Source organism: Pantoea sp. AG702, assembly GCF_003182295.1.
Lineage (GTDB): Bacteria > Pseudomonadota > Gammaproteobacteria > Enterobacterales > Enterobacteriaceae > Pantoea > Pantoea ananatis.
Genome location: NZ_QGTU01000008.1, coordinates 189849 through 215198, shown reverse-complemented (window position 1 = coordinate 215198; position 25350 = coordinate 189849). Strand labels below are relative to the sequence as shown.

Here is a 25350-nt window from a genome sequence, read left to right as displayed (position 1 = left end):
TGACTGCGCCAGATTACGTCAACGGCGTGAATTCCCCAACCCACCACGTTACACTTACGCCTTGCCGTACGGCAGGATAAAAGGTGAATGGTCGCTGAGTATGATGCAGGACAAGCCGCAGGCGCGGCCACAATTAAAAAAGAACGGTTTTACCTTCAAGCAGTTTTTTGTTGCACATGACCGCTGTGCGATGAAGGTCGGCACAGATGGTATTTTGCTGGGCGCATGGGCACCGGTCGCCGGGGTGAAGCGGATTCTCGATATCGGCACCGGTTCGGGCCTGATAGCCCTGATGCTGGCCCAGCGTACTCCGTCGAATGTCGACGTGGATGCCGTAGAGTTAGATCCGGACGCCGCACAGCAGGCGCATGAAAACATCCAGCAGTCGCCGTGGGGAGCGCGAATGCAGGTTCATCAACAGGATATCGCCCAGTGGGCTGAAAACTGCGAAGCGCGTTACTCGCTTATCGTCAGTAATCCTCCTTACTTTGATCCCGGTGTGGCCTGCGCAACCCCGGCTAGAGACAGCGCACGTGCCACCGGTTCATTAGATCATCAGACGTTATTGCGCTGTGCGGCCGCGCTGATCGAAGAAGAGGGATTTTTCTGTGTGGTCTTACCCGAAGCGACAGGGCAGCAGGTTATCGCGCTGGCACAGGCTGACGGCTGGCACTTACGCTTTCGTTTTGATGTCGCAGAGTACGCACATCGTCCCCCGCATCGGGTTCTGCTGGGCTTTTCTCCCAGCCCCGGCGAAACCCTGTTTGAGCGGCTGGCTATTCGCGATGCAGACAGACAGTACTCAGACGCCTGGCAAAGCCTGACGCGTGACTTCTATTTGTTTATGTCCTGACCCGGTTGCAGCACGGTAGGCTGGGCCTCAGGGAGCAAATCCGGATAGTCGCGGATAAAATGCAGCCCGCGGCTCTCTTTTCTCTGTAGCGCACAGCGCACCATCAGCTCAGCCACCTGCACCAGGTTACGCAGCTCCAGCAGGTTATTGGACAGGCGGAAATGATGGTAATACTCGTCTATCTCCTGTTGCAGCAGGGTAATGCGGCGCAGTGCCCGCTCCAGCCGTTTGGTGGTGCGGACAATGCCCACGTAATCCCACATAAACAGCCGCAGCTCATGCCAGTTATGCTGAATCACCACCCGTTCATCGGCATCATCCACCTGGCTGTCGTCCCAGGCCGGCAGGTTATCAACGGCTTCGACCTCCGGTAAAATACGCAGCAGATCCTCTGCTGCCGACCAGCCATATACAAGGCATTCGAGCAGCGAGTTGGAGGCCATGCGATTGGCACCGTGCAGGCCGGTGTAGCTGACTTCACCGATGGCATACAGGCCGTTGATATCCGTACGGCCCTGCGCGTTGACCATGACGCCACCGCAGGTGTAGTGCGCGGCAGGCACCACCGGGATCCTGTCTTTGGTCAGATCGAAACCAAAGGTCAGCAGTTTTTCGTAGATCATCGGGAAGTGTGAACGCACAAAGGCTTCAGGCTGATGGCTGATATCCAGATACATACAGTCAACGCCAAGGCGTTTCATCTCGTGATCGATGGCGCGGGCGACAATATCGCGCGGCGCCAGTTCAGCGCGCGCATCGAAGTCGGGCATAAAACGCGAGCCGTCCGGCCGCACCAGCCAGGCGCCTTCGCCGCGCAGTGCTTCAGTGAGCAGAAAGTTTTGTGCCTGGGGATGAAACAGGCAGGTCGGATGAAACTGGTTAAACTCCAGATTAGCCACGCGACATCCCGCCCGCCAGGCCATCGCAATGCCATCACCGGAGGCGATATCGGGGTTAGTCGTGTACTGATACACTTTGGCCGCGCCGCCCGTCGCCAGCACCACGGCACGTGCGCGGCAGGTCTCAACCCGTTCACGATTACGGTTCCAAATCCAGGCGCCGGTCACCCGGCGCGGGCCCGGCAGGCCGAGCTTATCCGAAAGAATCAGATCCACCGCGTTGGTGCGCTCGAGAATGCGGATATTGGGATGATGCAACGCTTTGCCTACCAGCGTGGTTTCCACTTCGCGACCCGTCGCATCCGCGCTGTGCAGGATACGGCGGTGGCTGTGGCCGCCTTCACGCGTCAGGTGATAGCGCATCTCGCCTGCAGCCTGCGGATCGGTATCAAATGCCACGCCGTTATCAATCAGCCATTGCACGCAGTGCCGCGCATTGCTGGCCACAAAGGAGACGGCGGCCCGATCGCATAAACCTGCCCCCGCGATCAGCGTGTCTTCCACATGTGAATCAATGCTGTCGGTTTCGTCAAAAACCGCCGCAATCCCGCCTTGCGCATACAGCGTCGAGCCTTCATTGACCTGCGCTTTGCTTAATACGGTGACCTGATAATGCTCTGCCAGACGCAATGCCAGCGACAATCCTGCTGCACCGCTGCCGACGATAAGGACATCACACTGATAATCAGAGGAAGAGAAAGTTGTCATAGTGTTTAATTTACTAAACAAGAATGGACCGAGCATAAGCTTTTGGACGTTTTTTGTGAAGTATTTTGAACACAAACGCGGCGATATGCGTGTCTGAAAATTAATTCATTAGTGATATCAAGAGGTTAATGTTTTGCAGGTTTAAATCGGGTTTTTTATACCAAACTTAATCGATTACAAGGATTTAAAGATGAAAAAGCTGTTGTCATAGGTTACTCTGCCTGCGATTTGCGCGCGTTACACTGAACGAAAATGAACAAACTGTGTGATTTTGCCGCAAAGTGGCTTAAAAGAGGCCGAGAGTGAACTTTTTGCCACGCAATGACTCAAAGCGCATGCTTGCTCAATAGCGGTGTGCTGGCAGTTCCTTAACGCATAAGAAAGTATTTGGGGAGACATTACCTCGGATGAGCGAGCAGTTAGCGGACCAGGTTCTTGTTGAACGGGTTCAGAAGGGGGATCAAAAGGCGTTTAACTTACTGGTAATTCGTTACCAGCATAAAGTGGCGAGCCTGGTCTCACGATATGTCCCTTCAGGCGATGTGCCTGATGTCGTTCAGGAATCATTTATTAAGGCTTATCGTGCGCTGGACTCGTTCCGGGGCGATAGCGCGTTTTACACCTGGCTGTATCGTATAGCAGTGAATACAGCAAAAAATTATTTGGTCGCTCAGGGGCGTCGTCCGCCTTCCAGTGATGTTGATGCAATTGATGCTGAAAACTTCGAAAGTGCGGGCGCATTGAAAGAAATTTCGAACCCTGAGAACTTAATGTTGTCAGATGAACTGAAACAAATCGTCTTTCGTACCATTGAGGCGCTTCCTGAGGACTTGCGAATGGCAATTACCCTCAGGGAACTTGACGGTCTGAGCTATGAAGAGATCGCCGTCATTATGGATTGCCCGGTGGGCACGGTCAGGTCCCGCATCTTCCGTGCACGTGAGGCCATTGATAATAAAGTTCAACCGCTTATCCAACGTCAGTGATAACGGCTACTGGAAGGGTATTAGGCATGCAGAAAGAAAAACTTTCCGCTTTAATGGATGGTGAGGCTTTAGACAGTGAGCTGTTTTCAGCGCTGTCCAAAGACGCAGAATTACAAAAAAGCTGGGAACGCTACCATCTTATCCGCGATACCATGCGCGGTGACGTGGGCGAGCACCTGCATTTTGACATTGCTGCACGCGTCGCTGCTGCGATTGAAAAAGAGCCTCAGCGCAACGTCACAACCTTGATCCCCGAAGCACAGCCCGAACCTTCTCGCTGGGAAAAAATGCCGTTCTGGCATAAAGCTCGCCCGTGGGCGGCACAGATTACCCAGGTTGGTGTCGCCGCCTGTGTTTCCCTGGCTGTTATCGTTGGCGTTCAGCACTATAACCAACCGGGTAGCGGCAGCGTCGAAAGTTCTGATTCGCCGGTCTTCAACACCTTACCTGTCATGGGTAAAGCCTCTCCCGTGAGCCTTGGGGTGCCATCGGATGCCTTTGGCAACGGTAATGCGACTCAGCAGGTGCAGGATCAACGTCGTCGCGTGAATGCCATGCTGCAGGACTATGAACTCCAGCGTCGCCTGCATGCGGATCAGCTGCAGTTCGAAACCAATGCGCCTAAACAAGCGCAGGCCAATGTCCCTGGTAATCAGTCATTAGGAATGCAGCAGCAGTAATGAAGCCGCTATGGTATGCCGTCAGCCTTCTGGCAGGCAGCCTGTTGTGGTCATCTGCCGCCCCAGCGCAGGTTTCTGCGTCTGGGGCGTTATTGCAGCAGATGGAGCAGGCAAGCCAGACCCTCAACTACGAATTCGCCTACATTAACGTTTCCCGCCTTGGCATGGAATCTCTGCGCTATCGTCATGCGGTTATCGACGATCGCGTTTATGCGCAGGTGCTGCAGATGGACGGTCCGCGTCGTGAAGTGATTCAACGCGGCAACGACATCAGCTATTTTGAACCTGGCATTGAGCCTTTCTCGCTACCGGGCAACCACATTGTGGATGCGCTACCGTCCATTATTTACGCCGACTTTGGCAAGCTGGATACCGCCTACGATTTTATCACCGTGGGCCGTTCACGCATTGCCGACCAGATGTGCGACGTAGTGCGCATCGTTTCACGCGATGGCACGCGCTACAGCTACGTTGTCTGGCTGGACGTGGATACCAAGCTGCCGCTCCGGGTCGATTTGCTTGACCGGGATGGTGAAACGATGGAGCAGTTTCGCGTTATCAGCTTCGCGGTGGACGATGGCGTTCGCAATCTGATGCAGGGGCTGGAGAAAGCGAATTTGCCGCCATCGCTGTCGTTAACTAAAACCGATAACGTTTCGTTAGACTGGCAGCCCGCCTGGCTCCCCGCCGGCATGACGCTGGTCTCGCAAAGTCGTCGCACCATTCCCGCGTTAAATAAATCGGTTGAATCACGGCTCTACAGCGATGGCCTGTTTAGCTTTGCGGTCAATGTCACTCCGGCAGATAAAAACAGCACCGCACAGACATTGCGCACGGGACGTCGTACGGTGCAAACCGTAATACGCGATAATAACGAAATTACGGTCGTCGGCGAACTACCGCCCGTGACGGCCAAACGTATCGCAGACAGCGTCGAATTCGGGGCAAAAAAATGATGAGAGAATGGGCCACTGTGGTGGCATGGCAGGATGGCATCGCCACGCTGCACACTGAAGCTAAAACGTCCTGCAACAGCTGTCAGGCACGTAAAGGCTGCGGTAGCCATATGCTGAATAAGCTGGGGCCAAAGAACGCGCACGTGATGCAGATCGCCAGCAGCAAGCCGTTGACGCCGGGCCAGCGTGTTGAACTCGGTATCAAAGAGAGCAGCCTGCTGGGTTCCGCGCTGCTGGTTTATATGACGCCTCTGTTTGGCCTGTTCCTGTTTGCCGGCCTGTTTCAGGCGCTGTTTGGTAGCGACCTCGCTGCGGCCTGCGGCGCGCTGTTAGGCGGCGTGGGGGGCTTTATCGTGGCCAAAGGTATTTCGATGAAATTTGGCGATCGCGAGGCATTCCAGCCCGTTATTTTGAACATCGCTTTGCCGCCGGATGCACTGCGCGTTGAAAGCGAAGCCTGATCCTCACTCAAGCCGCACTTGCTGCGGCTTCTGTCATTATGGCGCCTCGCCAAAAACTGTTTCGCTTCCACAACGTTCCATTCTTTTATGCGCGGCCTTAACAGTGTAATATGCGTCGTCATTAATGAGGCTGACAGGATTGTGGGTTAAGAGCGATCTTCCTGAATGTGTCTGTGCTCAGGTTTCTAACTGATTCTCTACGTGAAGATATTCCTATAAATGAAGCACATAAGAAATTTCTCCATCATCGCCCATATTGACCACGGTAAATCCACGCTCTCTGACCGCTTAATTCAGATTTGCGGGGGATTAACCGATCGCGAGATGGCCGCGCAGGTTCTTGACTCAATGGACCTGGAGCGTGAACGTGGCATTACTATTAAGGCGCAGAGCGTAACGCTCGATTACAAAGCAAAAGACGGCGAAACTTACCAGCTCAATTTCATCGACACGCCGGGACACGTTGACTTCTCGTATGAGGTTTCCCGCTCACTGGCCGCCTGTGAAGGCGCACTGCTGGTGGTTGATGCCGGACAGGGCGTTGAAGCACAAACCCTGGCCAACTGCTACACCGCGATTGAGATGGATCTGGAAGTAGTGCCGGTGCTGAATAAGATCGATTTGCCAGCCGCCGATCCCGATCGTGCCGCGCAGGAAATCGAAGACATCGTAGGCATTGACGCGACCGACGCCGTGCGTTGCTCAGCCAAAACTGGCGTGGGCGTACCTGAAGTGCTGGAGCGTTTAGTTCGCGATATCCCGGCACCAGGGGGCGATCCGGATGCCCCTTTGCAGGCGCTGATTATTGACTCCTGGTTCGATAACTACCTCGGCGTTGTATCGCTGGTGCGCGTGAAAAACGGCACTATGCGCAAAGGCGACAAAATCAAGGTGCTGAGCACCGGGCAGGTCTACAATGCTGACCGTCTGGGTATCTTCACGCCGAAGCAGGTTGACCGTACCGAGCTGAACTGCGGTGAAGTCGGCTGGCTGGTGTGCGCCATTAAAGACATTCTTGGCGCACCCGTGGGCGATACGCTGACCACGGCACGCAACCCTGCGGATAAAGCCTTACCCGGCTTTAAAAAAGTGAAGCCGCAGGTTTATGCCGGTCTATTCCCCATCAGTTCTGATGATTACGAAGCGTTCCGTGATGCGCTGGGCAAGCTGAGCCTGAACGATGCCTCGCTGTTCTACGAGCCAGAAAGCTCAACGGCGCTGGGCTTTGGTTTCCGCTGTGGCTTCCTTGGGCTGCTGCACATGGAGATCATTCAGGAACGTCTGGAACGCGAATACGATCTGGATCTGATTACGACCGCGCCGACGGTGGTGTACGAAGTGGAAACCACAAGCGGTGAAGTCGTCTACGTGGACAGCCCTTCGAAGCTGCCACCGCTTAATAATATTGAAGAGCTGCGCGAACCGATTGCCGAGTGTCATATGCTGCTGCCGCAGGAATACCTGGGCAACGTCATCACGCTGTGCATCGAGAAACGTGGCGTTCAGACCAACATGGTTTACCACGGCAACCAGGTGGCGCTGACCTATGAGATTCCGATGGCGGAAGTGGTTCTCGACTTCTTTGACCGTCTGAAATCAACGTCTCGGGGTTATGCCTCACTGGACTACAATTTTAAACGTTTTCAGGCCTCTGACATGGTGCGCGTTGACGTTCTGATTAACTCAGAACGTGTTGATGCGCTGGCGCTGATTACCCACCGTGAAAACGCACCTTACCGTGGACGTGATCTGGTTGAGAAAATGAAAGAGCTCATCCCACGTCAGCAGTTTGATATTGCGATTCAGGCGGCAATCGGCAACCACATTATCGCTCGCTCAACCGTTAAACAGCTACGTAAGAACGTACTCGCCAAGTGTTACGGCGGCGACGTCAGTCGTAAGAAAAAGCTGTTGCAGAAGCAGAAAGATGGTAAGAAGCGAATGAAGCAGGTCGGTAACGTTGAGCTGCCGCAGGAAGCATTCCTCGCCATTCTGCATGTCGGAAAAGACAGCAAATAAGGATCTCAAATGGCTAATATGTTCGCCCTGATACTGGCGATAGCGACGTTGATTACCGGCATTCTTTGGGTGATCGATCGTATTAAGTGGGCACCAAAGCGCCGTGCGTTGCAGGCAGCGGCGCAGGCGCAGGCGGGCGGAACACTCGACAGCAAAGCGCTGGCGAAGATGGCCCCTAAGCCGGGCTGGATTGAAACCGCCGCATCGGTGTTTCCGGTGCTGGCCGTGGTGTTCTTTGTGCGCTCGTTTGTGTATGAGCCATTCCAGATCCCGTCCGGCTCTATGATGCCAACCCTGCTAATTGGTGACTTTATTCTGGTCGAAAAGTTTGCGTATGGCATTAAAGATCCCATTACGCAAACGACGCTGATCCCTACCGGGCATCCAAAACGGGGCGATATCGCGGTGTTTAAATACCCGAAGGATCCCAGCCTGGATTACATCAAGCGCGTGATCGGTCTGCCTGGCGATCGGGTGACCTACGATCCGTACAGTAAAACGCTGACCATTAATCCGGCCTGCGATAACGGCAAGCCCTGTAGCAAAGCGCTGCCCGTCACCTATAGCAATATTGAACCCAGCAAATTTGTTCAAACGTTTAGCGGGTTTGATGGTAACGAAGCGGGTAACGGTTTCTATCAGCTACCGCTGAATGACACCATGCGGGGGGGATTACGTCTGGCCACGCGCAAAGAAACCCTGGGCGATGTAACGCATGACATCCTGTTGGTGACAGAAGCACAAAGCCAGGCGAGCATGTACTATCAGCAGCCCGGCCAGCCGCAGGCCAGCTGGGTCGTGCCGCAGGGGCAATATTTCATGATGGGTGATAACCGCGATAACAGCGCCGACAGCCGCTACTGGGGCTTTGTTCCCGAGCGTAACCTGGTGGGTAAAGCGGTCGCCATCTGGATGAGTTTCGAAAAACAAGAAGGTCAGTGGCCAACCGGCGTACGACTCAGTCGTATCGGTGGTATCCACTAACCATAGCCTGACAGTCAGGTGAAAAGGGTGGCCCTCCAGGTGGGGGGCCACTGCACACCAAACAGAATGAGTTGGTTCTCCAGCCCTGTTTGGTATGCAGAGTGACAGACGCAAAACAGAACTGGAATCGCATGAACCCCATCTTGATTAACAAGCTTCAGCGCAAACTGGGCTACACTTTTACACATTCTGAACTTTTACAGCAGGCCCTGACCCATCGAAGCGCCAGCAGTAAACATAACGAACGTCTTGAGTTTTTAGGCGATTCCATTCTCAGCTATGTGATTGCTAACGCGCTCTATCACCGTTTTCCACGCGTGGATGAAGGGGATATGAGCCGTATGCGTGCAACCCTGGTCAGGGGAAATACGCTGGCAGAGATGGCGCGCGAGTTTGATTTGGGAGAATGCCTGCGTTTAGGCCCCGGTGAATTAAAAAGCGGGGGCTTTCGCCGTGAGTCCATTCTGGCGGACACCGTCGAAGCGCTGATTGGCGGCGTTTTCCTCGACAGTGATATTCAGACGGTGGAAAAACTGATCCTCGACTGGTATCAGACGCGCCTGGATGAAATCAGTCCGGGTGACAAACAAAAAGATCCCAAAACGCGCCTGCAGGAGTATCTGCAAGGCCGGCATCTGCCACTACCCAGTTACTTAGTCGTGCAGGTACGTGGCGAAGCCCACGATCAGGAATTCACCATTCACTGTCAGGTGAGTGGCATGGCAGAACCGGTGGTGGGCGTAGGCTCCAGCCGCCGTAAAGCCGAACAAGCAGCCGCCGAACAGGCGCTGATTAAACTTGGTCTGGAATAGTATTATCCCGGCGCTTTAACCGGCGCTAAAACCTCAGGATTCGAATGAGCGAAAACGTTACATACAGCGGCTTTGTCGCGATAGTTGGCCGACCCAACGTCGGTAAATCCACCTTACTGAACCAGCTACTGGGGCAGAAGGTTTCGATTACGTCGCGTAAGCCGCAAACCACTCGTCACCGCATTATGGGTATCCATACGGAAGGCGCCTACCAGGCGATCTATGTGGATACGCCAGGCTTGCACATGGAAGAGAAACGGGCGATTAACCGCCTGATGAACCGTGCTGCCAGCAGTTCTATCGGTGACGTTGAACTCATCATCTTTGTGGTGGACGGCACGCGCTGGACGCCGGATGACGAAATGGTATTAAACAAGCTGCGCGATGGTAAAGTGCCCGTGCTGCTTGCGATCAATAAAGTCGACAATATTCAGGACAAAAGTATTCTGCTGCCGCACCTGCAGTTCCTGAGCCAGCAAATGAACTTTATCGATATTGTGCCGATTTCAGCAGAAACCGGTAAAAATGTGGATACCATCGCCGCCATTGCCCGTAAGCATCTGCCGGAATCTGACCATCACTTCCCGGAAGATTACATTACCGATCGTTCGCAGCGCTTTATGGCCTCAGAAATCATCCGTGAAAAGCTGATGCGTTTTCTGGGGGCTGAACTGCCTTACTCAGTCACGGTTGAAATCGAACAGTTCGTGTCGAATGCGCGCGGCGGTTATGACATCAACGGTCTGATTTTGGTCGAGCGAGAAGGGCAGAAGAAAATGGTGATTGGCAACAAAGGCGCCAAAATCAAAACCATCGGTATCGAAGCCCGTAAAGACATGGAAGAGATGTTCGATGCGAAAGTGCATCTCGAACTGTGGGTCAAAGTTAAATCCGGCTGGGCGGACGACGAACGTGCGCTGCGCAGCCTGGGTTACACAGACGATCTCTGATTAAATGGAAGGCTGGCAACGCGCCTTTGTGCTGCATAGTCGTCCTTTCAGCGAGACCAGCCTGCTGCTTGATCTGTTTAGTGAAAGTGAAGGCCGCGTACGTGTTCTGGCAAAAGGGGCGCGTTCACGGCGTTCCCAACTGAAAGGCACCTTACAGCCTTTCACGCCTTTACTGGTGCGTTGGAGCGGGCGTGGGGAAGTCAAAACCCTGCGCAACGCTGAAGCGGTCTCCCTGGCATTACCTCTCAGTGGCATCACGCTATACTGCGGCCTGTACGTTAACGAGCTGTTATCTCGAGTACTGGAACAGCACATTCCCTTCTCGGAACTGTTTTTCGACTACCTGCAATGCATTCAGATGCTGGCGGCAGGCGAAGGATCACCAGAGCCTGCGCTGCGCCGTTTTGAGCTGGCGCTGCTGGGGCATTTGGGTTACGGCGTAGACTTCCTGCACTGTGCGGGCAGTGGTGAACCGGTCAGCGAAGCCATGACCTACAGCTACCGTGAAGAGAAAGGCTTTATTGCCAGCCTGGTGCTGAACCAGCGTAGCTTCACCGGGCGTGAACTGCAGGCGCTGTTTACCCGTGAATTCCCGGATGCAGAAACCCTGCGCGCAGCCAAACGTTTCACGCGTATGGCCCTCAAACCCTACCTGGGCGGTAAGCCGCTAAAAAGCCAGGAGCTTTTTCGCCAGTTTACCCCGAAAAAAAAGCCCACTATTTCTGACGAGACAGAGCACTGACCGTAGCCTGGCCTTATCTCTGCGCGGTACACTCAACGCAATGACCATAATGAACCGAGGATTGTCATGGCTGAGTTACTGTTAGGCGTGAATATCGACCACATCGCTACCGTTCGCAATGCGCGTGGAACCCATTATCCCGATCCGGTACAGGCGGCGTTTATCGCCGAACAGGCGGGTGCAGACGGCATTACCGTGCACCTGCGCGAAGATCGTCGCCACATTACCGACAGGGATGTGCGCATCCTGCGCGATACCATTGAAACGCGCATGAATCTCGAAATGGCCGTGACCGAGGAGATGCTGGCTATCGCCTGTGAAATCAAACCGCATTTCTGCTGCCTGGTGCCGGAAAAGCGCGAGGAAGTCACCACCGAAGGCGGACTGGACGTCGCGGGCCAGCAGGAGAAGCTGAACGCCGCGGTGAAACAGCTCAGCGAAGCGGGCATTCTGGTGTCCCTGTTTATCGATCCCGATCACCGCCAAATCGAGGCGGCGGTGACCAGCGGCGCGCCCTATATTGAAATTCATACCGGTGCCTATGCTGAAGCGCCTGAAGGCCCAGCGCGCGACGCTGAGCTGGCACGTATCCGTCAGGCCGCCACCTTTGCTGCCAGCCGTGGGTTAAAAGTTAACGCCGGTCATGGGCTGACTTACCACAACGTACTGCCAATCGCCGCCCTGCCGGAAATGCATGAGCTGAATATCGGTCATGCGATTATTGGACGTGCCGTGATGAGTGGTCTGCCTGAGGCGGTGAAAGCCATGAAAGCACTGCTGCGAGAAGCGCGTCGCTAATGGCTATCCTGGGACTGGGCAGCGATATCGTCGAAATAGAACGCATTGCCGATGTGATTTCACGTTCAGGCGATCGTCTGGCGCGGCGTGTCCTGAGCGAGGCCGAGTGGCAGCAATATCAACAGCACCGTCAGCCGGTTCGTTTCCTGGCCAAACGTTTTGCGGTTAAAGAGGCGGCGGCAAAAGCCTTTGGTACCGGCATTCGGGGCGGGCTGGCTTTTAACCAGTTCGAAGTTTATAACGACGCGCTGGGTAAACCGCTGCTGCGTTTCTTCGATCATGCCGCCGAGGTGGCGCAACGTCTTGGCGTGCAGCATGTGCATGTCACGCTGGCAGATGAGCGTCACTATGCCTGCGCAACGGTGATCATCGAAAGTTAACCGTGCAACTGCATAAACTTATCCCACAGCGCATCGCGTGATTCGATGTGCTGTGGATCAATGACGATCGTGTTATCAATCGGGCAAACGCGCTGACAGGTTGGAAGATCGTAATGACCCACGCACTCCGTGCAGCGGCCCACATCAATTTCATAGATTGCCTCACCCATCGCAATCGCCTGGTTCGGGCATTCAGGTTCGCACATATCGCAGTTAATGCATCGTTCGGTAATCAGTAGAGACATCGCGGTATCTTAATCGATAAATAATTTTTGTCGTTTATGCGTTGCCTGGCAAAGACGGCGATCGAGACAGCCTGCCATGACACTTTCATTTCCCGACATACCTTACAATATTGCCTTTTTAAGCTAGCAGACTGTGTCAATGACCTGCAAACTGGATTCGGCTGTGATAAACGTGGCGAACAGTATCATATTCTGCCTTAAGCAAAAATGACGGCGAGGGGCTAAAGTGACAAATGCTGCTACAGCATTGCATAACTCAATGTTTATAAATTTCTTTTTTTGTGGATGAAGTTCAGAGCTGAATTTTATGATGAATGATGGCTTTCTTTGAGCAGCAACCTGAGTGGTTAAAGAGAGAGAAGGCGTTAAAAGTGCCTCACGTCATCCCGTCCACCATTTGTAAGGATTTAGCAGGGAAAATGTTCAATAGAAATATTTTGTCATAGAAAATGCGAAGAACAGATGCGGGCTTAGGATTTTTCCGATAATATCTATTCATCAACAATATCGATGGATTGTGTCAGGTGAAAAAAAGAATTCTTTTGATTGTGGGCGTAGCTGTTCTTGCCGCAACAACCGCTTACGGAAGCCTGTCAGCGGGCGGATCTCGACCAGATTTCGTTGCGTCGGCAGAAAATAAAACGAATAATTTCCTGCAATACACCTATGGAAAGGGAAAATGTAAAGCGACACCTGGCTCGACTATTAGCTGGGACATGGAATGTAAGTATGAGGGTGGAAAGAAAGTCGTAAAATTCGCGCTTTATTCCGCAGATCACGCTCCGCATTCTTATGCTGACACCTTCTATCTGGTTGCTAAAAACAAGGCTGCTGTGGATTCTGCCAGCACCGGTATGAGCCAGTACCTGCCTATTTCGACGCAAGATACCAGCGGTAGCTAATCCGTTCATACCGGTTAACAGTTAAAGTTCTCTGAGAAGCCAGCGCGAATGCTGGCTTCTTTCGTTATGTTCTCGGCAAAATATCTGCGTTGAGCTTTCTGGCTAGATCAGTTTCTTAACCAGAGCTTCGCTGTGACGAATATGGCTGGATGCTCGCTCAGGATCGTTCTGCACCAGGGCCATAAACAGCAGGTCGGTCAACGCCAGCTGCGCGGTGGTAGATGAAATGGCGGCGCTGCGCGTGCTCTGCTCTTCTGCCACGGTGTACAGGCAATGCGTGGCGCACTGCTGCAGTGTGTTAGGCGTAAAGCCGGTAAAGGCCAGCACATCCGCCCCTACGCGAACGGCTTCCTGAGCGGCAAGGTTGATTTCACGTCGTTCGCCGGTGTAGGAGATCGCCAGCAGCACATCGCCAGATGACATAGCCTGAACACTGGCCAGCAGCGCGTGCATATCCTGTTCCGCCACCGCATTGATACCAATTTTCATCAGCTTCCATGAAAAATCCTTTGCCACCAGGCCGGACGCGCCAATGCCGACCAGCAAAATGCGGCGTGCGCGCTTGAGCAACTGCAGGATGGCGTTTAATTTCTCTTCACTGTTGATATCCAGCGTGGCACGAATCGCAGAGAGCTTCTCCGTGAGTAATTTTTCCCCCACGGCTTTGAGCGGATCGTCGCTCAGGATCTGGTTGTGCACGGTGATGGCATCTTTATCCGCCAGCGACTCACTCAGCGCCAGCTTAAGTGCCGGAAAGCCTTTGTATCCCAGTTTTTGTGCGAATTTAACCACGCTCGACTGGCTGACCCCGGATTCTTCCGCCAGCTTTTGTGAACTCAGATGCCGTGCCCGATCCGGTTGTGACAGTAAAAAATCCGCCAGCCGACGCTCGTTCAGCGCCAGAGAGGGATAAAGCTGGCGAATGCGCAGCAATGAACTCATGCTCAATCCTCATGATTTAGCGGATGTTCCGCATGGAATAAATGATTCTATGCGCATTGTAGTCACTGGAATAAAAAATGACAGCCATCGCCTCGTTGGACGAAGATGACTACAATAGAGGCTGTTGATGCCAATTAGGTAAAAAGGAGTGTTGTTTGACCAACGATATACAACGTCGCGTGGTGTTTTTCGACCTTGATGGCACATTGCACCAACAGGACATGTTTGGCACCTTCATGCGCTATCTGCTGCGCCGCAAGCCGCTTAATCTGCTGCTGGTGGTGCCGTTGCTGCCGGTTGTGGGCGCGGGTTTATTGTTTAAGGGACGCGCCGCGCGCTGGCCGATGAGTTTGCTGCTGTGGTCGATCACCTTTGGCCGCTCTGAAGCCACACTGCTGCGGCTGGAAGCCGAATTCGCGCAATGGTTTCGACAACGCGTTAAAGCATTTCCCGTGGTGCAGAAACGACTCAGTGAATACCTTAGTAGTGATGATGCCGATGTCTGGCTGATTACGGGCTCACCGCAGTCGCTGGTGGAGCAGGTCTATTACGACTCCGCATTTCTACCGCGGGTGAAGCTCATCGCCAGCCAGATGCAGCCCGGTTTAGGCGGACGCATATTGAAAATGCGCTGTCTCGGCCATGAAAAAGTGGTGCAGCTTGAAGAGCAAATCGGCACGCCCTTACAGCTGTATAGCGGTTACAGCGACAGCAAACAGGATAACCCGCTGCTGTTCTTCTGCCAGCACCGCTGGCGCGTCACCCCGGGTGGCGAATTACAACAGCTGGAATAACCGCTGTCACGCTTCGGTTTTACGGATTCGATGGTTATAATGCGCCGCTTTTTTGCTGCCGGGAGTGGTCTGCGTGACTCAAGAACAAGATGAATACTGGATGCGCCGGGCGCTTACGCTGGCGCAGCGCGCATGGGAGCAGGGCGAAGTGCCGGTCGGTGCGGTGCTGGTTCAGGGCGATCGGGTGATAGGCGAGGGCTGGAACCGGCCTATCGGGCAGCACGATCCCACCGCCCATGCGGAGATCATGGCCTTACGTCAGGGCGGGAAAGTGCTGGAGAATTATCGCCTGCTCAATACCACGCTTTACGTCACGCTGGAGCCCTGCATTATGTGTGCGGGCGCGATGGTGCACAGTCGCATTGGCCGTCTGGTTTATGGCGCGCACGATGTAAAAACCGGCGCAGCCGGCTCACTGATTGATATTCTGGGACATCCGGGAATGAATCATCAGGTGGCGCTGCATCAGGGAGTGCTGGAAGAGGAGTGCGCGGCAATGCTGAGCGACTTTTTCCGCATGCGCCGCCAGCAACAAAAAGCGCTGCGTCAGGCGCAGCGCGAAAGTTAATTCATTGCCACCTCAGGCGTGACGGCAGGATAACCTTTGCCCAGCTCTGCCTCCAGGGCCGCCTGTTGGGCAATGCGTTTTTCCTGCTCCTGCAAATAACCCACCAGGCTAATTTCATATTTGCGGATATTCTCCACGTAATTATAGGCTTCCTGCCCGCGTGCATAGCCATAGGTGGTTTGTGAGTAGTAGCGCTTCTGGCTCAACATGGGGAGCCGCAGTTTGACATCTGCCCAGCTGTCGGGATTTCCACCCTGTTTAGCCGTGAGCTTACGCACATCCAGCATATGCGCATAGCCCATGTTATAGGCCGCCAGGGCAAACCAGATACGCTCATCTTCCGGAATCGTTTGTGGCACCTTTTCCATCATGTTTTGCAGATACTCGCTGCCGCCACGGATGCTCTGCTCAGGATCGGTACGGTCACCTACGTCAACGCTGTCAGCGGTATTCCGCGTTAACATCATCATGCCGCGGACGCCGGTAGGCGACGTCGCCTGCGGATTCCAGTGCGACTCCTGATAGGAGATCGCCGCCAGCAGCCGCCAGTCGATATTTTTGGCGTACTTTTCAAACAGGGGTTTTATATCGGGCAGCACGTTGTCAATAGAGCGCAGGAAGGTGCGGGTATCCACGTAGTCGAAGGTGCCGACGTGACCGAGATATTTCTCTTCAAGTCTTGCCATCGCCCCTTCTTCTCCCATGCTGTTAAAGAAATCCAGCATGGCGGCGTTCAGGCTGTCATCGCTTTCGTGCGGTAAATACCACGTTACCGGTTCTTCATCGGTGACGTCGAAAGCCACAGCCAGTTGGGGATGAATGCGCTGAAGCAGGGCAATCGTCACGGAATCGCCAATCGTATAATCCAGCTTGCCTTCCGCCACGGCTTCCAGCAGGGCTTTCGGACTTTGATCGGTCGAAATGGCCCAGTCGAGATCGGGATAGTGATTCGCCCGGGCGTTTTTAAGCGTCGACAGATAAGCCGATCCAGAGGCAACAACCAGTCGCCCCTTTAAGTCACCCAGGTTTTTTGGCCGCGGTTTGTCCACGCGATAGACCAGCTGCTGTGAAACGCTGTAGTAGCCCGGGCCGATCTGATAACGCGACAAACGCTCATCGTTATAAATCAGACCTGCCGCCAGCAGATCCGCTTTGCCGTCGTCGAGGGCATCGAACAGATCGCTGAGGTTGGCGCGCACCGTTATATCAAGCTTAACGCCCAGATAATCGGCAAAACGCTTCGCCAGCTCGTAGTCCATCCCGGCCGGTGCTTTATTCACGGTGTAGTAAGTCAACGGCGAGTTTACGGTACTGACGCGTAGCACTCCCCGTGATTTAATCTGTGAAATCGTATCTTGTCCTCCCCCGTACCAGGGAATAGACGGCCACAGTGCCAGAGCCAGCAGCACGGTAAGCAGACCGATAACCAGATAATTAAATTTTAGGCGTTTCAAATAGTTATCTCTCGATGGCTCCAAGGCCTCTGTCTTTTAAGGCAGTATTGATCTTGTTTTAACTCCCAGAGCGAGGGGCATTTTGCGCAACAAACACCGGCAGAGCAACTTATAAAGCAATTTTTGCGCAAATTTCAGGCAAATCTTGATGGCCATAAATTTTGCGCAAACGGTTTCGTCGCGGAGTGGGTTTCTTTATAATACGCCCCGTTTTCCCCTGTTGCGCCCAATGAAGCGTCGCCCGGCGCTTCGAAGACGAGAGATCTTATGATGGAAATTCTGCGTGGTTCGCCCGCCCTGTCGGCATTTCGTGTAAACAAATTGCTGGCCCGCTTTCAGGACGCTCATCTGCCGGTGAGTGATATTTACGCTGAGTACGTCCATTTTGCCGATGTCAGCGCGCCGCTGAGTGAGGATGAAAAATCCCGTCTGCAGCGCCTGCTCAAGTACGGTCCTTCTCTCGCTGAACATGCGCCACAAGGGCGTTTAATTCTGGTCACGCCACGTCCTGGTACGATATCGCCGTGGTCATCAAAAGCCACAGACATTGCTCATAACTGCGATCTGTCGCAGGTGCGTCGTCTGGAACGAGGCATGGCCTTTTATGTCCAGGCACCTCAGCTTTCTGAAAGCCAATGGCAAACGCTCTCCGCACTGCTGCACGACCGCATGATGGAAACGGTTTACAGCGATTTCAGCGAGGCTGAGCAGCTGTTTGCTCACCATGAACCTCAGCCGGTCAAAAGCGTTGATGTGCTGGGTGAGGGCCGTCAGGCGCTGGTTCAGGCCAATATGACGCTCGGCCTGGCGCTGGCCGACGACGAAATTGACTACCTGCTGGCGGCCTTTACCCGGCTGGGACGCAATCCGAACGACATTGAACTTTATATGTTTGCCCAGGCGAACTCTGAGCACTGTCGCCACAAAATCTTTAACGCTGACTGGATCATCGACGGCGAAAAACAGCCTAAATCACTGTTTAAAATGATTAAGAACACCTTCGAGCAAACGCCGGATTATGTTCTGTCAGCCTATAAAGATAACGCGGCGGTAATGGAAGGCTCGGAGGTCGGTCGCTTCTTCGCGGACGCAGAAAAGGGTGAGTACGCCTATCACCAGGAAGCCGCGCACATTCTGATGAAGGTTGAAACGCACAACCACCCAACCGCGATTTCGCCCTGGCCTGGCGCGGCAACCGGCTCCGGCGGTGAAATTCGTGATGAAGGCGCCACGGGGCGCGGTGCCAAGCCGAAAGCGGGCCTGGTCGGGTTCTCGGTGTCGAACCTGCGCATCCCCGGCTTCGAACAGCCCTGGGAGGAGGATTTTGGCAAGCCAGCGCGCATCGTCAGCGCGCTGGATATTATGACCGAAGGCCCACTGGGCGGCGCAGCCTTTAACAACGAATTTGGTCGTCCGGCCTTAAACGGCTACTTCCGGACCTATGAAGAGCAGGTTAACAGCCACAACGGGACTGAACTGCGCGGCTACCACAAGCCCATTATGCTGGCTGGCGGCATCGGAAACATTCGTGCGGACCACGTTCAGAAAGGTGAAATCACCGTCGGGGCCAAACTGGTCGTGCTGGGCGGGCCGGCGATGAATATCGGCCTGGGCGGTGGTGCGGCATCATCCATGGCATCAGGCCAGTCCGATGCGGATCTCGACTTTGCATCGGTGCAGCGTGACAACCCTGAAATGGAGCGTCGCTGCCAGGAAGTGATTGACCGTTGCTGGCAACGGGGCGATGACAACCCGATTCTGTTTATCCACGATGTGGGCGCGGGCGGCCTGTCCAACGCCATGCCGGAACTGGTCAGCGACGGTGGACGCGGCGGTCGCTTCAACCTGCGCGACATCCTGAGTGATGAACCGGGAATGAGCCCGCTTGAAGTCTGGTGTAACGAATCACAAGAGCGCTATGTGATGGCCGTTGCCCCTGAAAAGCTGGCCGAGTTTGCTGCCATTTGTCAGCGCGAACGTGCGCCGTATGCGGTGATTGGTGAAGCCACCGAAGAGCAGCACCTGACCCTGAACGACAGCCACTTTGATAACAGCCCGATTGATATGCCGCTGGACGTCCTGCTGGGCAAAACCCCGAAAATGACGCGCGATGTGGTGAAACTGCAGGCGAAGGGCGATGCCTTGCAGCGCGAGGGCATTACGCTGACGGACGCGGTAAATCGCGTGCTGCACTTGCCAACCGTAGCGGAAAAAACCTTCCTGATCACCATCGGCGATCGCAGCGTAACCGGCATGGTGGCGCGCGATCAGATGGTGGGCCCCTGGCAGATCCCTGTTGCTAACTGCGCCGTTACGACGGCCAGTCTCGACAGCTACCATGGCGAAGCCTTCGCGCTGGGCGAGCGTGCGCCTGTCGCACTGCTGGACTTCGCCGCCTCGGCCCGTCTGGCCGTGGGTGAAGCGCTGACTAACCTGGCGGCGACGCCGGTCGGTTCGCTGAAGCGCGTGAAACTCTCGGCTAACTGGATGTCTGCAGCAGGCCATCCGGGGGAAGATGCGGGCCTGTATGACGCTGTAAAAGCCGTCGGTGAGGAACTGTGTCCGGCGCTCGGGATCACCATTCCGGTGGGTAAAGACTCTATGTCGATGAAAACCCGCTGGCAGGAAGGCACCGAACAGCGCGAAATGACCTCGCCGCTGTCGCTGGTGATCACGGCTTTTGCAAGGGTCGAAGACGTACGTCGCAATGTGACGCCACAGCTGGTCGCCGATCGGGACAACCTGCTGCTGTTAATCGACCTTGGCAACGGCGCTAACACCTTAGGCGCGACGGCGCTGGCTCAGGTTTATCGTCAACTGGGCGACAAGCCTGCTGATGTCCGTGATGCAACGCAGCTGGCTGGCTTCTTTAATGCCATTCAGGCCCTGGTCAGCCAGCAAAAACTGCTGGCTTACCATGATCGCTCAGACGGCGGCCTGCTGGTTACCCTGGCGGAAATGGCTTTCACCGGTCACTGTGGTATTGAGGTCGATATCGCGGCGCTGGGCAGCGATGCACTGGCTGCGCTGTTCACCGAAGAGCTGGGGGCGGTGATTCAAATCAACGCGGCGGATCGCGAAGCCGTGGAGCAGATTCTTGCTGAACATGGCCTGGCGCACTGCAGCCATGTGCTGGGCAGCGCACAGTCGGGCGATCGCTTTGTGATTCGCTCAGGCGACAGCGCGGTTTACAGCGAAAGCCGAACCACCTTGCGGACATGGTGGGCAGAAACCACCTGGCAGATGCAGCGTCTGCGTGATAACCCGACCTGTGCCGATCAGGAACATCAGGCAAAGCAGGATGACGCCGATCCCGGACTGAACGTTAGCCTGACCTTTAAGCCAGACGAAGACGTTGCGGCACCGATGATTGCGACGGGCGCGCGTCCACGCGTTGCCGTGCTGCGCGAGCAGGGCGTTAACTCGCATGTGGAAATGGCGGCCGCCTTTGATCGGGCAGGGTTTACGGCGGTTGACGTGCATATGAGTGACCTGCTGGCGGGCCGGATCGATCTGGAACCTTTCCAGGCGCTGGTGGCCTGTGGCGGTTTCTCCTACGGTGACGTATTGGGCGCGGGTGAAGGTTGGGCGAAATCCATTCTGTTTAACCCGCGCGTACGCGATCAGTTCGAGTCGTTCTTCCATCGCCCACAAACGCTGGCACTGGGCGTGTGTAACGGCTGCCAGATGATGTCTAACCTGCGTGAATTGATTCCGGGTAGTGAGCTGTGGCCGCGCTTTGTCCGTAACCAGTCTGAACGTTTTGAAGCACGCTTCAGCCTGGTTGAAGTGGCTGCCAGCCCGTCGTTACTGTTGGATGGCATGGCCGGTTCCCGTATGCCGATCGCCGTATCGCACGGCGAGGGCTTCGTGGAGGTGCGTGATGGCGCGCACCTTGCCGCACTGGAATCGAAAGGGCTGGTGGCGCTGCGTTATGTCGATAACACAGGCAAGGTGACGGAAGCCTATCCGGCAAACCCGAATGGCTCGCCAAACGGTATTACTGCGGTGACCAATGAAAGTGGACGCGTCACAATTATGATGCCGCATCCAGAGCGTGTGTTCCGCACGGTCAGCAACTCATGGCACCCGGCTGAATGGGGCGAAGACAGCCCCTGGATGCGCATTTTCCGCAATGCACGGAAACAATTGGGTTAAGAACGGCGAAAAAAGACCGGGAGGCCTGAGTGCCTCCCTTTTTTTATTTCCCACTTGTTGGCAAAAGGAGACATACGTCACCTTTTGTTGTCGCCGATTGGTGACATCTATCTTTATGATTTTTATAGGTTGAAAGGGAAAGGCAAAATTGTGTTGGTATCTGGCGACACTTTTAGCGGACCAGACAGTCTGAAATGAGCGAAGTCAGCTGAATGGTTTTTTCAAAATATTGATTACAAAGGTATTTTAAAAACTGGCATGAACCTTGCTATACTATGACTGTTGCTCATTCATCTGTTTATGATCGCCACCCCACAGCGGGAAGAGCTCATAAAATCCGAATGACGCACCAAACGGAGCCTGTCGTCCACCCAACCGATAATCGTATGTTCTGCATCGTTATCAAGCATCGGACGCAACGTTGAGTTAGGCTCCACCCATTCTCGCGTACTGCTATGGCGGTGCGTCAACGGCAGGCCGTCGCGCCTGCCGTTTTCTTTTCTACCTCTTCCTTCTCTGGGCTGACTCCGCTAGCATCCGGTAAGCGTATCTTTAAGGAAGCCGTCGCGTGAAAAAATGGCGTTTATTTCCCGGGTCCCTGCGCCAGTTGGTGCTGATGGCCTTTTTGCTGGTGCTCCTGCCGCTGTTGGTGCTGGCCTGGCAGGCCTGGGAAAGTCTCTCAGCGTTAAGTAATCAGGCTGCCGACACTAACCGAAATACCTTTACTGACGTCAGGCGCAGCGAGGCGATGGCACGCACCGCTATCGAGCTGGAACGGAGTTATCGCCAGTACTGTGTGCTGGGCGATACGTCTCTGGCAAAGCTCTATCAGACGCAGCGTATCCGCTATGGTCAGATGCTCAGTTCCCATGCCGACAGCCTGCCCGATTTACCGGCGTTTAAAACGTTGCAGGCCATTTTGCCGCAGCTGGAAACCATGCAGTGCGATAATGGTAATCCTGTGACCGGTGCGTCACAGGCGCTGGAAAAATTTTCAGCGACAAACGTGCAACTGGTGCAGGATACGCGAGAAGTGGTGTTTGCACGTGGTCTGCAACTGCAACGTGAAATAGCCGACCGTGGTCAGTTTTTTGGCTGGCAGGCGCTTATCCTGTTCATTATCAGCCTGACGTTAACCCTGCTGTTTACCCGCATGATCATCGGCCCGGTAAAAAGCGTAGAGCGGATGATTAACCGACTTGGCGAAGGACGCGAACTGGGCAGCAGCATGGTGTTTCGCGGTCCGCGCGAGTTACGCTCCTTGGGGCAGCGTATTATCTGGTTAAGTGAACGCCTGGCCTGGCTGGAAACCCAGCGACATGAATTTTTACGTCATCTTTCACACGAACTTAAAACGCCGCTTGCCAGCCTGCGTGAAGGTACAGAACTGCTGGCTGATGAGGTTGCGGGCATACTGAATCCTGAACAGAAAGAAATCGTCTCAATACTGGATAACAGCAGTCGCCACCTGCAACGCCTTATCGAACAGCTACTTGATTACAACCGCAAACTGGCTGATGGCCCGATTACCCTGGAAACGGTGGATCTGAATGACATCGTGTATGACGTTGTTAATGCGCATGCACTCTCAGCCCGAACCAAGCTTATGCATGTCAATATCGATCTTAAAGCCACAGATTGCCTGGCAGAACCTATGCTATTGATGAGCGTGATTGACAACCTCTACTCTAACGCCGTGAACTATGGCAATGAATCCGGTAACATTTGGCTGCACAGCCAGCGGCAGGGTGATCGGATAATCATCGATGTCGCTAACAGCGGTACGCCCATTCCCGAAAATGAGCAGGAGATGATTTTTGAACCTTTTTTCCAGGGCAGTCATCAGCGTAAAGGGCCGGTCAAAGGCAGCGGACTGGGGTTAAGCATCGCAAAGGATTGTCTGCGCCGCATGCACGGTAGCCTGCAACTGGTTACCCGTGACGACGCTGATGTTTGTTTTCGCATCGAACTGAACACCACAGCCGGGAAAGTCTGAAGCATGAAATTTTTCACCGCCCTCGTGATAAGCGCACTGAGCAGTATGATGCTCAGTGGGTGTGCCTCATCCCCGGTCACCACAACAGCCCAGCCCGCTTCGGGCAGCGTTGTGGTGCCCGAAGCACGGCTGGTCGACTATCTCACTATGCGCTGCGTCGATATCTGGCGTATTGAGAATAGCGCCGCCATGACGAATCCCCTTTACTGGATGCGCAGTATAGACTGTGCCGAACGACTTTCTCCCGCTGAAGCACGAGCGGAGGCCCACCGCTGGCCGGTGGACAGCTGGTCGCGCGCCTTTAAGCAGGGGGTATTAATGGCAAACGGCAATGTGACGCCACTGGAACGCCGCGACTACATCAACGTGCTTGATGGCTACAGCGAGCAGTTCCCCCCCAATATGCGTGCGTTAATTCAGCTCTGGCGCAGTAATCAGGTCGCCCAGCTTGAACTCAGCGCCATGCGGTCACGCTACGCCCATTTGCAACAGAGCAGCGATGCCCAGTCAGATTCGCTGCGTCAACAACAGATAAAACTGCGTCAGCAGCTCAGTGATACCCAGCGCAAACTGGAGCGGCTAACCGATATTGAGCGCCAGCTTTCGTCGCGCAAAACCTCTGATATGCCTGACGGCAGTCACGGAACGGCACTGCCACAAGAGGAAGATCAGTAATGGTGAAACAAGCGGCCCACCTGCTTTTAGTGGATGATGATCCCAGCCTGCTCAAACTGTTAGGTATGCGCCTGACCAGTGAGGGATATCAGGTGACGACCGCGGCCAGTGGGCCCGATGCGCTTCGGCTGTTGCAGAAAGAGAAGATCGAGCTGGTCATCAGCGATCTGCGCATGGATGAAATGGACGGCCTGGCATTATTTGCTGAAATTCAAAAGCGTCACGCGGGTTTACCGGTCATCATTTTAACGGCGCATGGTTCAATTCCGGAAGCCGTAGCGGCAACGCAGCAGGGCGTGTTCAGCTTCCTTACCAAGCCCGTTGATCGCGATGCACTGTATAAGGCGATAGACGAAGCCCTGGCGCAGCGAGCGCCAGTCAGCGACGACCGCTGGCGTGAAGCCATAGTGACCCGTAGCCCGCAGATGCTGCGCTTACTTGAACAGGCACACATGGTTGCCCAGTCAGACGTCAGCGTGCTGATTAACGGGCAAAGCGGCACCGGTAAAGAAGTCCTGGCACAGGCTATCCATGCCGCCAGCCCGCGCGCGCAAAAGCCGTTTGTGGCCATTAACTGCGGTGCCTTACCTGAGCAGCTTCTGGAATCAGAGTTGTTTGGTCACGCCAAAGGCGCCTTTACCGGCGCGGTCAGCGCGCGTGACGGCCTGTTTAAAGCCGCAGAAGGCGGCACGCTGTTTCTGGACGAAATTGGCGATATGCCGCCTGCACTGCAGGTGAAGTTACTGCGCGTGCTGCAGGAGCGTAAAGTCCGGCCGCTGGGCAGCAATAATGATATCGATATTGATGTCCGGATTATCTCGGCCACGCACCGGGATCTGCCTAAAGCGATGGAAAAGAATGCGTTTCGCGAAGATCTCTTTTACCGCCTGAACGTGGTGAACCTGAAAATCCCCGCGCTGCATCAACGTACCGAAGATATCCCACTGCTGGCTAACCATTTGCTGCGTCAAACGGCAGAACGGCATAAGCCGCAGATCCGCAGCTTCTCCGTCGATGCGATGAAGCGGCTGATGTCTGCCAGCTGGCCAGGTAACGTGCGTCAGTTGGTTAACGTTATTGAGCAGTGTGTCGCGCTCAGCTCCTCGCCCGTTATCAGCGATGCGCTGGTAGAGCAGGCGCTGAGTGGCGAAAACAGCGCGCTACCGACCTTTGTTGAAGCACGGAATCAGTTCGAACTTAACTATCTGCGTAAGCTGTTACAGATGACCAAAGGGAACGTCACCAACGCCGCGCGTCTGGCTGGACGTAACCGTACCGAATTCTATAAGCTGCTGTCACGGCATGAACTGGACGCCAGCGACTTTAAAGAGTAATTTTTTGCCCCCATAGTCTGCGGCGCTGCCAGCGACATTTATACTTTAATAACC

23 protein-coding genes are annotated in these 25350 nt (G+C 54.6%); 19 read left to right on the top strand and 4 right to left on the bottom strand.

Features of this window, described 5'->3' with window-relative positions:
• Positions 1-100: 100 nt before the first annotated feature.
• Entirely contained in the window at positions 101-853 is a 753-nt protein-coding gene (locus tag DFO57_RS19130) for a tRNA1(Val) (adenine(37)-N6)-methyltransferase (protein ID WP_110015598.1), read from the top strand.
• Here DFO57_RS19130 and nadB read toward each other — a convergent pair.
• On the bottom strand, positions 835-2496 hold the full coding sequence (nadB, locus tag DFO57_RS19125) for an L-aspartate oxidase (protein ID WP_019106769.1): 1662 nt from the start codon (positions 2494-2496) through the stop codon (positions 835-837). The two genes, DFO57_RS19130 and nadB, sit on opposite strands and share 19 nt — an antisense overlap.
• A 371-nt stretch (positions 2497-2867) precedes the next feature.
• On the opposite strand from nadB, the gene rpoE reads away from it, so the two are divergent.
• The 11 genes from rpoE to acpS all read left to right on the top strand — a co-directional run bounded on the left by rpoE (position 2868) and on the right by acpS (position 12228).
• Entirely contained in the window at positions 2868-3446 is a 579-nt protein-coding gene (gene rpoE, locus DFO57_RS19120) for an RNA polymerase sigma factor RpoE (protein ID WP_006120509.1), read from the top strand.
• Between the two features lie 26 nt (positions 3447-3472).
• Complete coding sequence (rseA, locus tag DFO57_RS19115; RefSeq protein ID WP_014594339.1) at positions 3473-4126, top strand: anti-sigma-E factor RseA; 654 nt, start codon at positions 3473-3475, stop codon at positions 4124-4126.
• Complete coding sequence (gene rseB / locus DFO57_RS19110; protein ID WP_013026771.1) at positions 4126-5082, top strand: sigma-E factor regulatory protein RseB; 957 nt, start codon at positions 4126-4128, stop codon at positions 5080-5082. The genes rseA and rseB overlap by 1 nt, the downstream gene beginning before the upstream one ends.
• Positions 5079-5543: a SoxR-reducing system protein RseC gene (rseC, locus tag DFO57_RS19105; RefSeq protein ID WP_013026770.1), complete on the top strand. Its 465-nt coding sequence runs from the start codon at positions 5079-5081 to the stop codon at positions 5541-5543. Before rseB ends, rseC begins: the two co-directional genes overlap by 4 nt.
• Positions 5544-5762: 219 nt before the next feature.
• The gene (gene lepA / locus DFO57_RS19100; RefSeq protein WP_072137081.1) at positions 5763-7562 is read left to right on the top strand and encodes a translation elongation factor 4; all 1800 of its coding nucleotides are present in this window, start codon (positions 5763-5765) and stop codon (positions 7560-7562) included.
• Between the two features lie 9 nt (positions 7563-7571).
• Complete coding sequence (lepB, locus tag DFO57_RS19095; protein ID WP_014594337.1) at positions 7572-8546, top strand: signal peptidase I; 975 nt, start codon at positions 7572-7574, stop codon at positions 8544-8546.
• Positions 8547-8677: 131 nt separating this feature from the next.
• The gene (gene rnc, locus DFO57_RS19090) at positions 8678-9358 is read left to right on the top strand and encodes a ribonuclease III (protein ID WP_014594336.1); all 681 of its coding nucleotides are present in this window, start codon (positions 8678-8680) and stop codon (positions 9356-9358) included.
• Between the two features lie 44 nt (positions 9359-9402).
• A complete protein-coding gene (gene era, locus DFO57_RS19085) occupies positions 9403-10308 on the top strand; it encodes a GTPase Era (RefSeq protein ID WP_013026766.1) in 906 nt (301 codons plus the stop codon).
• Between the two features lie 4 nt (positions 10309-10312).
• On the top strand, positions 10313-11050 hold the full coding sequence (gene recO, locus DFO57_RS19080) for a DNA repair protein RecO (protein WP_013026765.1): 738 nt from the start codon (positions 10313-10315) through the stop codon (positions 11048-11050).
• Positions 11051-11116: 66 nt separating this feature from the next.
• Entirely contained in the window at positions 11117-11848 is a 732-nt protein-coding gene (gene pdxJ, locus DFO57_RS19075; protein ID WP_014605257.1) for a pyridoxine 5'-phosphate synthase, read from the top strand.
• Positions 11848-12228: a holo-ACP synthase gene (gene acpS / locus DFO57_RS19070; protein WP_006120525.1), complete on the top strand. Its 381-nt coding sequence runs from the start codon at positions 11848-11850 to the stop codon at positions 12226-12228. The genes pdxJ and acpS overlap by 1 nt, the downstream gene beginning before the upstream one ends.
• Here acpS and DFO57_RS19065 read toward each other — a convergent pair.
• Positions 12225-12473: a YfhL family 4Fe-4S dicluster ferredoxin gene (locus DFO57_RS19065; RefSeq protein WP_110015597.1), complete on the bottom strand. Its 249-nt coding sequence runs from the start codon at positions 12471-12473 to the stop codon at positions 12225-12227. The genes acpS and DFO57_RS19065 overlap by 4 nt on opposite strands.
• Before the next feature lie 524 nt (positions 12474-12997).
• Here DFO57_RS19065 and DFO57_RS19060 point away from each other — a divergent pair.
• Positions 12998-13375, top strand: a complete 378-nt coding sequence (locus DFO57_RS19060) for a hypothetical protein (protein ID WP_014605259.1) — start codon at positions 12998-13000, stop codon at positions 13373-13375.
• Positions 13376-13477: 102 nt separating this feature from the next.
• On the opposite strand, the gene DFO57_RS19055 is transcribed toward DFO57_RS19060, so the two are convergent.
• A complete protein-coding gene (locus DFO57_RS19055) occupies positions 13478-14317 on the bottom strand; it encodes a MurR/RpiR family transcriptional regulator (protein ID WP_072138963.1) in 840 nt (279 codons plus the stop codon).
• Between the two features lie 155 nt (positions 14318-14472).
• Between DFO57_RS19055 and yfhb the strand changes: the two genes are divergently transcribed.
• Entirely contained in the window at positions 14473-15111 is a 639-nt protein-coding gene (gene yfhb / locus DFO57_RS19050) for a phosphatidylglycerophosphatase C (RefSeq protein ID WP_013026761.1), read from the top strand.
• Positions 15112-15184: 73 nt separating this feature from the next.
• The gene (gene tadA, locus DFO57_RS19045) at positions 15185-15679 is read left to right on the top strand and encodes a tRNA adenosine(34) deaminase TadA (protein WP_014605260.1); all 495 of its coding nucleotides are present in this window, start codon (positions 15185-15187) and stop codon (positions 15677-15679) included.
• Here tadA and mltF read toward each other — a convergent pair.
• On the bottom strand, positions 15676-17133 hold the full coding sequence (gene mltF / locus DFO57_RS19040; protein WP_014605261.1) for a membrane-bound lytic murein transglycosylase MltF: 1458 nt from the start codon (positions 17131-17133) through the stop codon (positions 15676-15678). The genes tadA and mltF overlap by 4 nt on opposite strands.
• A 267-nt stretch (positions 17134-17400) precedes the next feature.
• On the opposite strand from mltF, the gene purL reads away from it, so the two are divergent.
• From purL to glrR, 4 genes are all read left to right on the top strand, one after another.
• Positions 17401-21291, top strand: a complete 3891-nt coding sequence (gene purL / locus DFO57_RS19035; RefSeq protein ID WP_110015596.1) for a phosphoribosylformylglycinamidine synthase — start codon at positions 17401-17403, stop codon at positions 21289-21291.
• A 568-nt stretch (positions 21292-21859) separates the two neighbouring features.
• Positions 21860-23287, top strand: coding sequence for a HAMP domain-containing sensor histidine kinase (locus DFO57_RS19030; protein WP_014605263.1), 1428 nt, complete (start codon positions 21860-21862; stop codon positions 23285-23287).
• Between the two features lie 3 nt (positions 23288-23290).
• Positions 23291-23962, top strand: coding sequence for a two-component system QseEF-associated lipoprotein QseG (gene qseG / locus DFO57_RS19025; protein ID WP_015699730.1), 672 nt, complete (start codon positions 23291-23293; stop codon positions 23960-23962).
• Positions 23962-25296 (top strand): two-component system response regulator GlrR, encoded by a 1335-nt coding sequence (gene glrR / locus DFO57_RS19020; protein WP_014594327.1) that lies wholly within the window; start codon positions 23962-23964, stop codon positions 25294-25296. Before qseG ends, glrR begins: the two co-directional genes overlap by 1 nt.
• Positions 25297-25350 lie beyond the last annotated feature (54 nt).